This is a genomic window from Limnohabitans sp. TS-CS-82, from assembly GCF_002943475.1.
The window spans coordinates 876,197-890,760 of the sequence record NZ_PTQX01000001.1 but is presented as its reverse complement, the minus strand read 5'-3'; the positions used below and the strand labels follow the sequence as shown (position 1 = coordinate 890,760).

General features: G+C 56.7%; 16 protein-coding genes. 11 read left to right on the top strand and 5 right to left on the bottom strand.

Annotated elements, in window-relative coordinates; genetic code table 11:
• Positions 1–160 precede the first annotated feature (160 nt).
• The 3 genes from rplM to erpA all read left to right on the top strand — a co-directional run bounded on the left by rplM (position 161) and on the right by erpA (position 1,515).
• Positions 161–589, top strand: coding sequence for a 50S ribosomal protein L13 (rplM, locus tag C5F52_RS04340; RefSeq protein WP_100131731.1), 429 nt, complete (start codon positions 161–163; stop codon positions 587–589).
• A 9-nt stretch (positions 590–598) separates the two neighbouring features.
• On the top strand, positions 599–991 hold the full coding sequence (gene rpsI / locus C5F52_RS04335; RefSeq protein WP_104797055.1) for a 30S ribosomal protein S9: 393 nt from the start codon (positions 599–601) through the stop codon (positions 989–991).
• Positions 992–1,149: 158 nt separating this feature from the next.
• Positions 1,150–1,515, top strand: a complete 366-nt coding sequence (gene erpA, locus C5F52_RS04330; protein WP_104797054.1) for an iron-sulfur cluster insertion protein ErpA — start codon at positions 1,150–1,152, stop codon at positions 1,513–1,515.
• Between the two features lie 18 nt (positions 1,516–1,533).
• Here the strand turns inward: erpA and C5F52_RS04325 are convergent, their stop codons facing one another.
• Together C5F52_RS04325 and C5F52_RS04320 are read right to left on the bottom strand one after the other, a co-directional pair.
• On the bottom strand, positions 1,534–2,661 hold the full coding sequence (locus C5F52_RS04325) for an anhydro-N-acetylmuramic acid kinase (protein ID WP_104797053.1): 1,128 nt from the start codon (positions 2,659–2,661) through the stop codon (positions 1,534–1,536).
• The gene (locus C5F52_RS04320; protein ID WP_104797052.1) at positions 2,662–4,035 is read right to left on the bottom strand and encodes a peptidoglycan DD-metalloendopeptidase family protein; all 1,374 of its coding nucleotides are present in this window, start codon (positions 4,033–4,035) and stop codon (positions 2,662–2,664) included.
• A gap of 82 nt (positions 4,036–4,117) precedes the next feature.
• Between C5F52_RS04320 and tyrS the strand changes: the two genes are divergently transcribed.
• Genes tyrS through dbpA form a run of 4 tightly spaced genes read left to right on the top strand, consistent with a single transcriptional unit; the run spans position 4,118 to position 8,185 of the window.
• Positions 4,118–5,362 (top strand): tyrosine--tRNA ligase, encoded by a 1,245-nt coding sequence (tyrS, locus tag C5F52_RS04315; protein ID WP_104797051.1) that lies wholly within the window; start codon positions 4,118–4,120, stop codon positions 5,360–5,362.
• Positions 5,363–5,385: 23 nt separating this feature from the next.
• Positions 5,386–6,333, top strand: a complete 948-nt coding sequence (locus C5F52_RS04310) for a cation diffusion facilitator family transporter (protein ID WP_104797050.1) — start codon at positions 5,386–5,388, stop codon at positions 6,331–6,333.
• On the top strand, positions 6,330–6,776 hold the full coding sequence (dtd, locus tag C5F52_RS04305; protein WP_104797049.1) for a D-aminoacyl-tRNA deacylase: 447 nt from the start codon (positions 6,330–6,332) through the stop codon (positions 6,774–6,776). Before C5F52_RS04310 ends, dtd begins: the two co-directional genes overlap by 4 nt.
• Positions 6,773–8,185: an ATP-dependent RNA helicase DbpA gene (dbpA, locus tag C5F52_RS04300; RefSeq protein WP_104797048.1), complete on the top strand. Its 1,413-nt coding sequence runs from the start codon at positions 6,773–6,775 to the stop codon at positions 8,183–8,185. Before dtd ends, dbpA begins: the two co-directional genes overlap by 4 nt.
• A gap of 22 nt (positions 8,186–8,207) precedes the next feature.
• Here the strand turns inward: dbpA and ybeY are convergent, their stop codons facing one another.
• Both ybeY and C5F52_RS04290 read right to left on the bottom strand, forming a co-directional pair.
• Positions 8,208–8,660 (bottom strand): rRNA maturation RNase YbeY, encoded by a 453-nt coding sequence (ybeY, locus tag C5F52_RS04295; RefSeq protein ID WP_104797047.1) that lies wholly within the window; start codon positions 8,658–8,660, stop codon positions 8,208–8,210.
• Between the two features lie 4 nt (positions 8,661–8,664).
• Entirely contained in the window at positions 8,665–9,624 is a 960-nt protein-coding gene (locus C5F52_RS04290) for a PhoH family protein (RefSeq protein WP_104797046.1), read from the bottom strand.
• Positions 9,625–9,665: 41 nt separating this feature from the next.
• Between C5F52_RS04290 and ruvA the strand changes: the two genes are divergently transcribed.
• Together ruvA and ruvB are read left to right on the top strand one after the other, a co-directional pair.
• On the top strand, positions 9,666–10,238 hold the full coding sequence (gene ruvA / locus C5F52_RS04285) for a Holliday junction branch migration protein RuvA (protein ID WP_104797045.1): 573 nt from the start codon (positions 9,666–9,668) through the stop codon (positions 10,236–10,238).
• A 3-nt stretch (positions 10,239–10,241) separates the two neighbouring features.
• On the top strand, positions 10,242–11,303 hold the full coding sequence (gene ruvB, locus C5F52_RS04280; protein WP_104797044.1) for a Holliday junction branch migration DNA helicase RuvB: 1,062 nt from the start codon (positions 10,242–10,244) through the stop codon (positions 11,301–11,303).
• Here ruvB and C5F52_RS04275 read toward each other — a convergent pair.
• A complete protein-coding gene (locus C5F52_RS04275; protein ID WP_104797043.1) occupies positions 11,300–11,974 on the bottom strand; it encodes a histidine phosphatase family protein in 675 nt (224 codons plus the stop codon). The genes ruvB and C5F52_RS04275 overlap by 4 nt on opposite strands.
• A gap of 79 nt (positions 11,975–12,053) precedes the next feature.
• On the opposite strand from C5F52_RS04275, the gene C5F52_RS04270 reads away from it, so the two are divergent.
• The gene (locus tag C5F52_RS04270; RefSeq protein ID WP_104797042.1) at positions 12,054–12,740 is read left to right on the top strand and encodes a TetR/AcrR family transcriptional regulator; all 687 of its coding nucleotides are present in this window, start codon (positions 12,054–12,056) and stop codon (positions 12,738–12,740) included.
• An 11-nt stretch (positions 12,741–12,751) separates the two neighbouring features.
• On the top strand, positions 12,752–14,548 hold the full coding sequence (locus C5F52_RS04265; RefSeq protein ID WP_104797041.1) for an acyl-CoA dehydrogenase C-terminal domain-containing protein: 1,797 nt from the start codon (positions 12,752–12,754) through the stop codon (positions 14,546–14,548).
• Positions 14,549–14,564 lie beyond the last annotated feature (16 nt).

Below are 14,564 nucleotides of genomic sequence, written 5' to 3'. Positions count from 1 at the left end.
AAGCACTTGATTTTGCTTATAATCTTTGGCTCTGCAGCGTTTGAGTGGTCCCGCGGCAGAGGCTTCGAAAGAAGCACTTCCCACCTAAGAGGTTCTCAACAGAAGAACGCCGACCGTGGAAAAGGACCCTACAAACCAACTCTCCTTTTAGGATTTAACTATGTCTACATTCAGCGCAAAACCCGCTGACGTGGTGCATGAGTGGTTTGTGATTGACGCCACCGATAAGGTGCTCGGACGAGTAGCCAGCGAAGTTGCTCTCCGTTTACGCGGCAAACACAAAGCCATTTACACACCCCACGTCGATACAGGTGACTTCATCGTCATCATCAACGCATCCAAACTCAAGGTCACTGGTACCAAGTCTTTGGATAAGGTGTACTACCGTCACTCTGGTTATCCAGGCGGTATCACAGCTACAAACTTCCGTGACATGCAAGCCAAGCACCCTGGCCGCGCATTCGAGAAGGCCGTCAAAGGCATGTTGCCTAAAGGCCCACTCGGCTACGCCATGATCAAAAAGCTCAAGGTGTATGGCGGTGCTGAGCACCCACACACCGCACAACAGCCTAAAGTGCTGGACATCTAAGGAGCTGAAATGATTGGTGAATGGAACAACGGCACCGGCCGTCGCAAATCAAGCGTCGCTCGCGTGTTTCTGAAAAAAGGCTCCGGCAAAATCACGATCAACGGTAAAGACATCGCCGCATATTTCGGCCGTCAAACCTCGATCATGATCTCGAAGCAACCCTTGATGCTGACCAACAACGGCGAAGCGTTTGACATTCAAGTCAACGTGCACGGCGGTGGTGAGTCTGGCCAAGCTGGTGCAGTGCGTCACGGTATTACCCGCGCTTTGATTGACTACGACGCAGCTTTGAAGCCCGTCCTGTCACAAGCCGGTTACGTGACTCGCGATGCTCGTGAAGTCGAACGTAAAAAGGTTGGCTTGCACTCTGCTCGCCGCCGCAAGCAGTTCAGCAAGCGTTAATCCGCTTCCTGTTTTGCCAAAAGCCGCATGGGTTCGCCCTTGCGGCTTTTTTGTTGTCCGCACGAATGCCCACATCGGTAATAGCGTTTCTAAGCCGCGTGCAGTGCTATATCCGAGTAAAGCGATATACTTTTAAGCATTGATTCAGGAGTCCTCACATGAGCGCAGTTGCCGAAAACGTCCAAACAGAAATGCCATCCCCATTCGTCTTCACCGACAGCGCGGCTGCCAAAGTGGCTGACCTGATTGCAGAAGAGGGCAACCCTGAGTTGAAGTTGCGCGTGTTCGTGCAAGGTGGTGGCTGCTCAGGCTTTCAATACGGTTTCACATTCGATGAAATCGTGAACGAAGACGACACCACGATCAACAAAAACGGCGTGTCTTTGCTGGTTGATGCGATGAGCTACCAATACTTGGTGGGCGCAGAGATTGACTACAAAGAAGACTTGCAGGGCGCTCAGTTCGTCATCAAGAACCCGAACGCGACATCCACTTGCGGCTGCGGTTCGTCGTTCTCAGCTTGATCGACCGACGCTTAAAGCTCAGGCTTTAAAAATTCCACCCAGTATGCGGGCGCCTTGAGCGCCCGTTACTTTTGGTAGGTTGCCCGGCAGGCCCAGTACGGTTTGGCGAGCCAGCCAGGCAAAGGCGGCTGCTTCGACTTGCAAAGGCGGCATGCCGCGTTCAGCGGATGACAACACGCGCACCTTGGGTAAGCCCGCCTGCAAGCGTTGCATCAGCAACCCATTCAATGCGCCACCACCACACACGATGAGCTCAGATGCATCTGCTGAATGGCGCAACACATCGTTCACGCAGGCACGTGCAGTGAATTCGGTGAGGGTGGCTTGCACATCTGCTGCATTTGCATCTGCGTAGCCGCTCAGTTGGTCCGCCAACCAGGTTGGATGAAACAAATCGCGCCCCGTGCTTTTGGGAGGTGATTGGTGCAAGAACGGCTCGGCCAGCATGGCTTGCAACAAAGGTTCAATCACTTTGCCGCTGGCACCCCATGCGCCGTTGTTGTCAAAGGCATTGCCGGTGTGCGCTTGGCACCAGTGGTCTAGCAATGCGTTGCCTGGGCCGCAGTCAAAACCCAGCACATCGCCATTCGCGTGCAGCACGCTGAGGTTGGCAATGCCGCCAATGTTGAGCACGCCCACGGTGTGGTCAGGTTGGCCAAAGATGCCTTGATGAAACACGGGCACCAGCGGCGCGCCTTGGCCACCTGCAGCCACATCGCGACTGCGGAAATCGGCTACCACGTCAATGCCGGTGAGCTCGGCCAGCAAAGCTGGGTTGTTGAGTTGCAGCGTATAGCCCGTGCCATCAAACGCGCCCGGTTGGTGGCGCACGGTTTGGCCGTGTGTGCCGATGGCACGTACATCGCTGGCGGCTGTGTGTGTGTTTGCCAACAAGGCTTGCACGGCTTGCGCATACACGCGCACAAGGCCGTTAGCTGCCAGCGCAGCGCGGTGCAGCTCGTTGTCAGACGGTGTGTTGAGCGCGAGCAACTCTTGTTTGAGCGCAGGTGCAAAAGGCATGGCGTGGTGTGCCAACACGCGGGGCTGTGCGCCGCTGAAATCTGCCAACACACCGTCGACGCCGTCGAGGGACGTGCCCGACATCAAGCCAATGAACAGGTGTGACGATGTCGCTGCCCTCGACATTTATTCGGCGCTGCTCACTTGGCTTGTTGCTGCTGCTGCCAAGTCGATTTTGGCAATGGCTGCGTGACGCTTGAACTGCTCGCGTGCCGCGGCAGACACTTCCACCGCCACGCTTTGGCGCGCCATGGTGAGTGGGTCTTTGTGTTGCCCATTCACGCGGAATTCAAAATGCAAATGTGGACCAGTGGCCCAGCCGGTTGAACCGACCAAGCCGAGTGTTTGACCCTGCATGACCGATTGGCCACGTTTGACGTTGATGCGACTCAGGTGTGCGTACACGGTGGTTTGGCCGCTGGCGTGTTTGACCATCACCACATTGCCAAAGCCGCCCTGTGAGCCAGCCACATCCACAATGCCTTGACCCACGCTGCGCACCGGCGTGCCGGTGGGCGCTGCATAGTCGACGCCTAAGTGTGCGCGCCAGGTTTGCAGAATCGGGTGAAAGCGCATTTTGAAACCACTGGTCATGCGCGAGAAAGCGAGTGGCGAAGCCAAATAGGCACGACGCAGGCTGATGCCATCGGCGTTGTAGTAGCCGCCTTCTTTGGCGCCGGCTTCTTTGAACCAAAACGCTTGATGTGTTTTGCCGTTGTTCACAAACTCGGCCGAAATCACGCGGCCCGTGCGCAGCACTTCGCCATCGGCTTCGAGCGACTCATACACCACGGCAAATCGGTCACCCTTGCGCAGGGCGCGGTGAAAGTCGATGTCGCCTGCAAAGATGTCGGCCAATTGGCTGGCCACGTTGTCGGGGATGTTGGCATCATCCGTGGCGGCAAACAAGGAGCTTTGAATCGTGCCGTTGCTCATGCGGGTGCTCACGTTCAAGCGTGCTGTCTCTTCGTGCTCTGTGAAACCGTTGGGGGTGCGCTCCATCACCCAGCGGGTGAAGCTCTCGCCATCGTCGTTGGCCCAGCGAGCGGTCAGGCGTGTGAGTTTGTGTTCGGTGTCACCCGTCACGCTGACAAGACGGCCTGCACGACCGATGAACTTTTGGCGCGGGGTGCGTGCATCACGTAGGTAAGCAGCGGCTTCTGGATCGCTCAGGCCCAAGCGCGAAAGCAGGCTGTCGGCTGAGTCGCTCGAGCGGGTGACGTCCGAGCGGAACAGTTGCAGTAATGGATCAGCCCACAAGCTGGGCAGCGACAAGGTATTGACGCTTTCCACCACTTGGCGCAAGGGAAGTTTGGAGGCGCCGTCATCCAAGTTGGCGACTGCAAATGCACCGCCACCGAGGACGGAGAGTGCGATGGCCACGCCCGCCAAAACGCGGCGGTGTTGTGTGTGAAGGCTGTTTTGTAGGCGCGTGACCCACAAAGAAAACGATGTCTGCAAGGTATTTCTCCAGCAGTAGGTAGAAGGCGGGGACTCCATCCCAAAGCCTCAAGGTTTGGGCCTCTAAAATCAGGCTCAAACACCAAACCGTCGAGTATACCTTGGACGGTAAAAAATCCTTATGAATCAATCACCTGCACAACACTCCTCTGTCGCTCATCCAGTGACTGACCGCGTCCTCGAAGCCTTGGCTGTGACCAAGCGTGGCTGCGAAGAACTGATTCCCGAAGACGCATGGGTGAAAAAGCTCGCGCGCTCAGAGGCGACGGGCCAACCGCTGCGCATCAAATTGGGCTTGGACCCTACAGCGCCCGACATTCACATCGGCCACACCGTGGTGCTCAACAAAATGCGCCAGTTGCAAGACTTGGGGCATCAAGTCATCTTTTTGATTGGCGACTTCACCAGCTTAATTGGTGACCCCTCTGGCCGCAACAGCACGCGTCCTCCGCTCACGCCTGAGCAAATCAAGGTGAACGCCGAGACGTATTACAAGCAAGCCTCGTTGGTGCTCGACCCTGCCAAAACCGAAATTCGCTACAACAGCGAGTGGTGCATTCCGCTGGGTTCGATGGGCATGATTCAGTTGGCATCGAAGTACACCGTGGCGCGCATGATGGAGCGCAACGACTTTCATGACCGCTTCCACGCCAACACACCCATCAGCGTGCACGAGTTTTTGTACCCACTCATGCAGGGCTACGACTCGGTGGCTTTGAAATCTGATTTGGAATTGGGCGGCACCGACCAAAAATTCAACTTGCTCATGGGTCGCCATTTGCAAGCCGAGTACGGCCAAGAAGCGCAGTGCATCTTGACCATGCCTTTGCTCGAAGGTTTGGACGGTGTTGAAAAAATGTCCAAGTCCAAGAACAACTACATCGGCATCAGCGAAGAACCCAACACCATGTTTGCCAAGGTGTTGTCCATCTCTGACGTACTCATGTGGCGTTGGTACACCTTGCTGTCGTTCAAGTCGATGGCGGATATCGAAGCCTTGAAAAAAGAAATCGAAGGCGGTCGCAATCCCAAAGACGCCAAGGTGGCTTTGGCCAAAGAAATCACCGCACGTTTCCATGGCGCAGCCGCTGCCGAGACCGCCGAGCAAGACTTTATCAACCGCAGCAAAGGTGGCGTGCCCGATGAAATTCCAGAGGTGTCGCTCAGCGGCGCGCCCATGGGCGTTGGTGCATTGCTCAAAGCCGCAGGCTTGGCCCCTTCTAGCAGCGAAGCCAACCGTTTGATCGATGGAGGCGGTGTGCGTGTCGACTCTAGCGTGGTGAGTGACAAAGGTTTGAAGTTGGATGCCGGTACGTTTGTGGTGCAAGTGGGCAAGCGCAAATTTGCGCGCGTCACCTTGGCTTAACAGGCAGCAACTAGACTGCGTACATGAACACCCACACCCTTGAAAAATGGCTCTCGCCCAAAGGCTTGCTTTGGGCTTCGGTTGTGGTGGCGTGTATCACCATCGCGCTCAAAACTTTGGCGTGGCACCTCACCGGTTCGGTGGGGTTGCTATCCGATGCGATGGAGTCGTTGGTCAACTTGGCCAGTGCGATATTTGGTTTGATGATGGTGACCGTCGCCGCTATGCCTGCGGACGAAGACCATCCGTATGGCCATCACAAAGCCGAGTATTTTTCGTCTGGCTTTGAGGGCATCCTCATCGTCGTGGCCTCACTCGGCATCATGTGGGCTGCTGGCCATCGTATTTTTGATCCCCAGCCCTTAGAGCAAGTGGGGCTTGGTTTGGCATTGTCAGTGGCCAGCTCCGTGCTGAACGGCTTATTGGCATGGGTCATGTTTCGCGCTGCCAAAACACACCGATCCATTGCGCTAGAGGCCGATGCCCGGCATTTGGTGACGGATGTGTGGACCTCGGCGGGCGTGGTGGTTGGCATTGTGCTGGTCAGTTACAGCGGTTGGCTGTGGCTAGATGCAGTGGTGGCCATTGGTGTGGCACTCAACATCCTTAAAGAAGGCTGGCATTTGATTTGGAGCGCTTCTCAAGGTCTGATGGATGAGGCCGTCGAGCCCGAGGTGCTGGCGCAAATCAACACCGTGTTGCACGACTTGTCGATGGCGCACGAAGAGGCAGGAGCCGACCACACGCACATCGTGCGTTTTGACCACCTCATGACCCGCAAAGCAGGGCAGCGCCGCTATGTGGATTTGCACATGCACATGCCCGCTGAGTGGACGTTGGGTCGTGCCGCAATGTTTCGTGCCAACGTGGAGCAGTCGTTGATGAAAGCAGTGCCAGGTCTGCGTGCCACGATACAAATGTTGCCGAACGATGTTGAGGCGCATTTCGATGATCCGAAAGATGACGCATGAAAGCAGTTTTGCAACGCGTGAGCGAAGCTCGAGTGTTGGTAAATGGCCAAACGGTAGGTGAAATTGCCCATGGTTTGATGGTGTTGTTGTGTGCCGAAAAGGGCGACAACGAAGCGGTGGGCCAAAAAATGCTCGACAAAATTTTGAAATTACGCGTGTTCTACGACGACGCAGGCAAGATGAACCGCAGCGTGGTGGATGTGAACGGCGGCTTGTTGGTGGTCAGCCAATTCACATTGGCGGCTGACACCAGCAGCGGTACGCGCCCCAGCTTCACCAGCGCCGCACCCGCCGACGAAGGTCGCCGCTTGTATGACGCGTTTGTGGCGCAAGCCAAAGCGCAGCATCCACTGGTGCAAACGGGTATTTTTGGCGCAGACATGAAAGTTCATTTGGTGAACGATGGCCCTGTGACCATCCCAATCACGATAATCGGTGCATGACCGATACAAAAAATACCGCTACGACCTTTGCTTCCCTGAGCCTCGCGGCCTCTTCATTAGATAACTTGACGCAGCTGGGCTACACCCAGATGACCCCCATCCAAGCCGCGAGCTTGCCACTCACCTTGGCTGGGCGGGACCTGATTGCCCAAGCCAGCACAGGCAGCGGCAAAACAGCCGCCTTTGGCATTCCTTTGGTCGAGAAGCTCGACCCCGCACAGTTCGATGCACAAGCCATGATCTTGTGCCCTACACGCGAACTGGCAGACCAAGTGACACAAGAGATTCGCCGCTTGGCCCGTGCTGTGGGCAACATCAAGGTGGTCACGCTGTGTGGTGGCGTGGCCTTGCGTGGACAAACTGTGAGCCTAGAACACGGTGCGCATGTGGTGGTGGGTACGCCCGGCCGCATCATGGACCACTTAGAGCGCGGCTCACTCAGCTTGCAAGGCTTAAAAATGTTGGTGCTCGACGAGGCCGACCGCATGTTGGACATGGGCTTTTTTGATGACATCGCCAAGGTGGCGCGTCAGTGCCCCAAAGACCGTCAAACCTTGTTGTTCTCGGCTACTTATCCAGAAGGCATTGCCAAGCTGGCTTCGCAATTCATGCGCGAGCCGCAAACCGTGAAGGTGCAAGCGCAGCATGACGCGCAAAAAATCAAACAGATTTTTTACGAGGTGAGTAACAACGAACGTTTGCACGCCGTATCGCAACTGCTCAATCACTTCCGCCCTGAATCCACGCTGGCGTTTTGCAACACCAAACAGCAATGCCGCGATTTGGTGACTGTGCTGCAAGCTCAGGGCTTCAGTGCTTTGGCTTTGTTTGGAGAGTTGGAGCAACGTGAGCGTGACCAAGTGCTGGTTCAGTTTGCCAACCGCAGTTGCTCGGTGCTGGTGGCCACCGATGTGGCGGCGCGTGGTTTGGACGTGGCGAATTTAGAAGCCGTTATCAACGTGGATGTGACGCCGGATTCGGAAATTCACATCCACCGCATTGGCCGCACAGGCCGCGGTGACGCTGAAGGTTTGGCTTTGTCACTCGTCAGCATGGACGAGATGGGCAACGTGGGCAAGATTGAACAGTTGCAAAACCGCGAGTCCACCTGGGCCCCACTCAGCAGCCTCACGCCAGCCGCAGGTGGCATCTTGCAGCCGCCAATGGCAACGCTTCAAATTGTGGGTGGGCGCAAAGAGAAAATTCGCGCAGGCGACGTGTTGGGTGCACTCACGGGTGACGCAGGCTTCACCAAAGAGCAAGTGGGCAAGATCAACGTGAACGAGTTTTCCACCTACGTGGCGGTGGAGCGCAGCATTGCGCGTGAAGCCGTCAAGCGTTTGAGCGCAGGGCGCGTCAAAGGCAAGACGGTGAAGGTACGTTTGTTGGAAGACGCCTTAGGTCGTTGATCGACCTGCATAGGGTTCGGCGTTAATACGGGCAAGGCAAGCCGAGGCTTGCCATGATGAACATCTCCAGCGTTTCCATCTCGATGGCATCTTTTTCAGAGGTTTCGTGGTCGTAGCCTTGTGCGTGCAGTGCGCCGTGGATTAGCAAATGGGCATAGTGCTCTTGTAGCGACTTGCCTTGCTCTTTGGCTTCAGCCGCCACCACGGGCGCACACAAAACGAGGTCGGCCATCACCATTGGCGCTTGCGCATAGTCAAAAGTCAGCACATTGGTGGCGTAGTTTTTCTTGCGGTAACTGCTGTTTAAAGCCTGGCCTTCTTCCGCGTCGACGATGCGCACCGTCATTTCGGCGTCATGCGCCAAGGCGCTGCGAATGCAACGGTTCACAAAGGCACGGGGCAATGCAGAGCGGTGGCGCGCGGCGTTTGGCACATCGCCAAATTGCAGGGTCAGGTCTAAGGTGGGCAGTGCCATATTTTTAAGATTGTTTGCGTGAAGGGGCGCCGGTGGTGGCTGTGCGTTGTGCGTCATACGCGTCGACGATGCGGGCCACGAGCGGGTGGCGCACCACGTCTGCGCTGGTGAAGCGGGTAACCGAGATGCCTTTGACGCGTTTCAACACGCGCTCGGCATCAATCAGTCCACTCAGCTGGCCTTTGGGCAAGTCAATTTGGCTCACGTCACCCGTGACCACCGCTTTGGCGCCAAAGCCAATGCGGGTGAGGAACATCTTCATTTGTTCGGGTGTGGTGTTTTGCGCTTCGTCCAAGATGACGAAAGCGTTGTTGAGGGTGCGGCCGCGCATGAAGGCGAGTGGTGCAATTTCAATCGCGTTGCGCTCGAAGGCTTTTTGCACGCGGTCATAGCCCATCAGGTCATACAGCGCGTCATAAAGGGGGCGCAGATACGGGTCAACTTTTTGGCCCAAGTCACCGGGCAAGAAGCCGAGCTTTTCGCCAGCCTCTACCGCTGGACGGGTCAGCACAATGCGTTGTACCGCGCTGCGCTCGAGTGCATCCACGGCGCAAGCCACAGCCAAATAGGTTTTGCCAGTGCCAGCGGGGCCAATGCCAAAGCTGATGTCGTGCGCGGCAATGTTGTCGAGGTAAGCGGCTTGTGTGGGGGTGCGCGCGCGCAAGTCGGTGCGGCGGGTTTGCAGCGTGGGGACATCTTCTTCCTCCATCGCACTCTCGCTCGCCAACATGAGCTGTACTTGTTCGGGGGGGATCGCTTTGGCGGCACGTTCGTACAAAGCTTGCAGCACCTCCATGGCGCGGGTGGCTTTGGCTTTGTGGCCGTCCACTTTGAATTGCTCGTGGCGGTGGGCGATCTTCACGTTTAGCGCTAGTTCGATGGTGCGCAAGTGTTCGTCAGTAGGGCCGCACAAATGCGACAGACGGGTGTTGTTATGCGGGGTGAAGGTGTGGCGAAGAATCAAGTCGATAATCTCTCAAAAGGTACCCCAATGATAGGCAAGATGTGATTGGCAAATTAAGCGGCATTCTCAGTGAGAAAAATCCACCCCAAGTTTTGGTGGACTGCAACGGCGTGGGCTACGAAGTCGATGTGCCCATGAGCACGTTTTACAACCTACCCGCCAATGGCGAAAAAGTGTCCTTGCTCACGCACTTTGTGGTGCGTGAAGACGCGCAAATTTTGTTTGGTTTTGGCACTGCATCAGAACGCGCCACGTTTCGCTTGCTCATCAAAATCTCAGGCGTAGGCCCACGTATGGCCCTTGGTATTTTGAGTGGCTTGAGTGCTGACGAGTTGGCCCGTGCAGTGTCTGACCAAGATGCAGGTCGCCTCACCAAAGTGCCGGGCATTGGCAAGAAAACGGCAGAGCGTTTGTTGCTCGAGCTCAAAGGTAAGTTGGGTGCAGACCTCGGCCCCCATTTGTTTTCCACGCCCGACCACCAAAGCGACATCTTGCAAGCCTTGCTGGCACTGGGTTACAACGACAAAGAAGCCGCTGCCGCGCTCAAGGCGTTGCCAGCGGATGTGGGTGTTAGCGACGGCATCAAGCTGGCGCTGAAATCTTTGGCTAAATAAAGCATGAGCATTCAAACAGACGATTTCGCGCCTTCCCCCGTGCCTTCGCGCGTGGTGTCTGCCGCCCCCGTATCTCCCAATGAAGAAGCGATAGAGCGGGCCCTGCGCCCCAAGCTGCTGCAAGAGTACGTGGGCCAGATGAAAGTGCGCGAGCAGCTCGAAATCTTCATTGGTGCAGCGAAGATGCGCAACGAAGCGCTCGACCATGTGCTGCTGTTTGGCCCGCCCGGTTTGGGCAAAACCACGTTGAGCCACATCATTGCCCAAGAGCTGGGCGTGAACCTGCGCTCCACCAGCGGCCCTGTGCTGGAGAAGCCCAAAGACTTGGCTGCGCTGCTGACTGGCCTAGAAAAAAACGACGTGTTGTTCATCGACGAGATTCACCGCTTGTCGCCTGTGGTGGAAGAGATTTTGTATCCCGCGCTAGAGGACTACCAAATCGACATCATGATTGGTGAAGGCCCTGCGGCCCGCAGCATCAAGCTCGATTTGCAGCCCTTCACCTTGGTAGGCGCCACCACCCGTGCAGGGATGTTGACCAACCCACTGCGTGATCGCTTTGGCATTGTGTCGCGCCTAGAGTTTTACACCGCCGAAGAGCTGCAACGCATCGTGGTGCGCAGCGCGGGCTTGCTGGACACGCCGATGGATGCGGAAGGTGGTTTTGAGATTGCGCGTCGCTCACGCGGCACGCCGCGCATTGCCAACCGCTTGCTGCGCCGTGTGCGCGATTACGCGGATGTGAAGGGCAATGGCCGCATCACCCTTGAGATGGCCAACAAGGCGCTGGCCATGCTCGATGTGGATCCGCAAGGCTTTGACTTGATGGATCGTAAGCTGCTTGAAGCGGTGATTCACCGCTTTGACGGCGGCCCCGTCGGTCTCGACAACATCGCTGCCAGCATCGGTGAAGAGCGCGACACGATTGAAGATGTGATTGAGCCGTATTTGATTCAGCAAGGTTTCTTGCAACGCACGCCGCGTGGCCGCATGGCCACTTTGGCGGCGTATCGCCACTTGGGGGTCACGCCGCCCAAGGCGATTGGCGACGTCACCACAGATTAAGTGGTGGTCTCGTCGCGGGGCGCACCCAGCGCCTCATCAAAGTGCGACACATCACCCCAGCCCACCAGGCTCAAGCCCTGAGGCGTCCACAGTAATCGGTTGATGGCCGCATTGCCTAAATGCCACGAACGTGGCGCTTCCACCGATTGGTTGGTGGCTAAGCGATACAGCGCATCCATTACGCCGCCGTGCGCGACCAACACAATTTGTTCGCCAAGGTGTTGACTTGCCAGTTCATTCACGCAGTGGCTAATGCGCTCGCGCAAGACCGTCAGAGACTCGCCGCCCGACGGCGCCCAATGTGGGTCACGTCCACGCCAAAGTTTGCATTCTTCTGCGTGTTGGGTCTCGATTTCGGCCCATGTTTTGCCTTGCAAATGGCCAAAGTGGCGCTCGCGCAATTGCAAATGCGGTGTCACTTGCGCAGGTGTGTGGGTGCGTGCAGCCAGTCGTGCGGGGGCATTTGCAATGGCTTGCGCTGTTTCAAATGCACGGCGCAAGTCGCTGCTGTAGATGGCGTGGATGGGTTCTTCGGCCAAGGCGTGGCCCACGCGTTCGGCTTGCCAGCGACCTGTTTCGTTCAGGTCAATGTTGAGGTGGCCTTGAATGCGGGTGTCAACATTCCACAGGGTTTCCCCGTGGCGGATGGCGAGAATTCGGGTGGCTTGCATAGGGGCTTAGTTTAAGGATTCAAAAATCGTGCAAAATAGCACGATCGTTCTTTTCTAGAGTTTCATTCAAAAGTTCCGCATGAACGCCACACGAAAAACTGCAGCCAGCGAAAGCAAGGCCCTTCAAAAAGGGCAACAAACCAAAGCCGCTATTGTCGACGCTGCTTTGGGCTTGGCCACGCAAATTGGCCTTGAGGGTTTGAGCATTGGCGCGTTAGCTGAGGTGGCGCGCATGAGCAAGTCGGGTGTGTTTGCCCACTTTGGTTCGCGTGAAGAGTTGCAAATTTCGGTGGTGCGTGAATACCACTTGCGTTTTGAAGCCGAGGTGTTTTTGCCCATTTTGCAAGTCGAGCGCGGCTTGCCACGTTTGCGCCAGTTGTTTGCCAACTGGACCAAGCGCACATCTGCCGAAATCGATTCAGGCTGCCTCTACATCAGTGGCGCAGCAGAGTTTGACGACCGTCCTGGCCCTGTACGCGACGCCTTGGCCAGCTCGGTCAAAACGTGGCTCGCTGCGGTGCATCGCACGGTGGTGCAAGCGCGCGAAGAGGGCCATCTAGCCGCTGACATGGACGCCGAGCAAATGGTGTTCGAGTTGCACGGCCTTATCTTGGCCCTGCAATACGAAGCTCGGTTTTTGCGTTCGTCCAAATCGTTGGCGCGCACCCTCAAAGGATTTGAAAACATCTTGCTGCGCTATGGCGCGAGCGATGTTGTCCCCGTGATTAAAACAAGCGCCAAGCGCACCACTTCATCTAAAAAGTAAGGAGACACACCATGCCTAGCTACACCCCACCTCTGCGCGATATGCAATTTGTGCTGCACGAAGTGCTGCACGTCACCGATGATTTGAAGCAAATGCCCAAGCATGCCGACATGGATGCCGACACGATTACGGCGGTGTTGGAAGAGGGGGGTAAGTTTGCGTCTGAGGTGATTTTTCCGCTCAACCAAATCGGTGATGAGCAAGGCTGCACACTCAACCGCGACACGCATGAAGTGAAAACGCCTGATGGTTTCAAGGCCGCTTATGACCAATACGTGCAAGGCGGTTGGCCAGCGTTGAGTGCTGACCCGGAGTACGGCGGTCAAGGTTTGCCCATCGTGGTGAACCAGTGCTTTTACGAAATGCTCAACAGCGCCAACCAAGCGTGGACCATGTACCCCGGCCTCACGCACGGCGCTTACGAGGCCTTGCACGCGCACGGCACGGACGCACAAAAAGCGCTGTATTTGCCCAAGCTCACCAGCGGTGAGTGGACAGGCACCATGTGTTTGACCGAGCCGCATTGCGGTACCGACCTGGGTCTCTTGCGTACCAAGGCCGAGCCACAAGCCGATGGCAGCTATCGCATCACGGGCAACAAGATTTTCATCAGTGCCGGTGAGCACGACATGGTGAGCAACATCGTGCACTTGGTGTTGGCACGTTTGCCTGATGCGCCTGCGGGCAGCAAAGGCATCAGCTTGTTTGTGGTGCCTAAGTTCCACGTCAAAGCCGATGGCAGCCTTGGCGAGCGCAACGGCATCTATTGCGGTGGCTTAGAGCACAAGATGGGTATCCACGGCAACGCCACAGCACAGATGGTGTTGGACGGCGCGGTGGGCACGATGGTGGGCCAGCCCAACAAAGGTTTGGCCGCGATGTTTGTGATGATGAATGCCGCACGCATCGGTGTGGGCATGCAGTCCTTGGGCTTGACCGAGGTGGCCTATCAAAACGCAGTGGCCTATGCCAAAGACCGCATCCAGTCGCGCAGCCTCACGGGCGCCAAAGACCCGAGCAAACCAGCCGACAGCATTCTGGTGCACCCAGATGTGCGCAAGATGCTGCTCACAGCCCGGGCCTACGCCGAAGGTGGCCGTGCGTTGGCGTTGCACTGCGCCTTGCTCATTGACCGTGAGTTGAATCACCCTGACGAAGCGGTGCGTGCAGAGTCGGCCGAGCAAGTGGCTTTGCTCACGCCCATCGTGAAAGCCTTCATCACCGACAACGCGTGGACTGCCACCTCGTCGTGCATGCAAGTGTTTGGTGGCCATGGCTTTATCCGCGAATGGGGCATGGAGCAATACGTGCGTGATGCCCGCATCAACATGATTTATGAAGGCACCAACACCATCCAAAGCTTGGACTTGTTGGGCCGTAAGGTGTTGGGTAATCAAGGTGCTTCGCTCAAGAAGTTTGGCAAGCTCATTGCTGAATTAGTGGCCGAAGCACAGGGCGATGATGACATGGCCGAGTTCGTCAATCCATTGGCCAAGTTGGGCCAGCAGATGACGCAGTTCACGGGCGAGATTGGCTACAAAGCCATGGAAAACGCCGACGAAGTGGGTGCTGCGGCGGTGGACTACCTGCGCGTGGCAGGCCACTTGGTGTTTGGCTACTTCTGGGCGCGCATGGCCAAAGTGGCGCTGCAAAAGATTGCCGAAGGCAATCGCGACCCGTTCTACCAAGCCAAGCTGCAAACCGCACGCTTTTACTTTGCCAAGCTGTTCCCCGAAACCGCGTCGCTCATGCTCACCGCGCGTGCAGGTTCGGCTGTGCTGATGGAGACAGAGGCAGTGTTTGCCTGAGTTACATCGTTGATTA

Bases quoted from the DNA above. Each gene is read 5' to 3' on its own strand.
- rplM (WP_100131731.1), top strand. From the start codon at position 161: ATGTCTACATTCAGCGCAAAACCCGCTGACGTGGTGCATGAGTGGTTT.
- rpsI (WP_104797055.1), top strand. From the start codon at position 599: ATGATTGGTGAATGGAACAACGGCACCGGCCGTCGCAAATCAAGCGTC.
- erpA (WP_104797054.1), top strand. From the start codon at position 1,150: ATGAGCGCAGTTGCCGAAAACGTCCAAACAGAAATGCCATCCCCATTC.
- C5F52_RS04325 (WP_104797053.1), bottom strand. From the start codon at position 2,661: ATGTCGAGGGCAGCGACATCGTCACACCTGTTCATTGGCTTGATGTCG.
- C5F52_RS04320 (WP_104797052.1), bottom strand. From the start codon at position 4,035: ATGGAGTCCCCGCCTTCTACCTACTGCTGGAGAAATACCTTGCAGACA.
- tyrS (WP_104797051.1), top strand. From the start codon at position 4,118: ATGAATCAATCACCTGCACAACACTCCTCTGTCGCTCATCCAGTGACT.
- C5F52_RS04310 (WP_104797050.1), top strand. From the start codon at position 5,386: ATGAACACCCACACCCTTGAAAAATGGCTCTCGCCCAAAGGCTTGCTT.
- dtd (WP_104797049.1), top strand. From the start codon at position 6,330: ATGAAAGCAGTTTTGCAACGCGTGAGCGAAGCTCGAGTGTTGGTAAAT.
- dbpA (WP_104797048.1), top strand. From the start codon at position 6,773: ATGACCGATACAAAAAATACCGCTACGACCTTTGCTTCCCTGAGCCTC.
- ybeY (WP_104797047.1), bottom strand. From the start codon at position 8,660: ATGGCACTGCCCACCTTAGACCTGACCCTGCAATTTGGCGATGTGCCA.
- ruvB (WP_104797044.1), top strand. From the start codon at position 10,242: ATGAGCATTCAAACAGACGATTTCGCGCCTTCCCCCGTGCCTTCGCGC.
- C5F52_RS04275 (WP_104797043.1), bottom strand. From the start codon at position 11,974: ATGCAAGCCACCCGAATTCTCGCCATCCGCCACGGGGAAACCCTGTGG.
- C5F52_RS04270 (WP_104797042.1), top strand. From the start codon at position 12,054: ATGAACGCCACACGAAAAACTGCAGCCAGCGAAAGCAAGGCCCTTCAA.
- C5F52_RS04265 (WP_104797041.1), top strand. From the start codon at position 12,752: ATGCCTAGCTACACCCCACCTCTGCGCGATATGCAATTTGTGCTGCAC.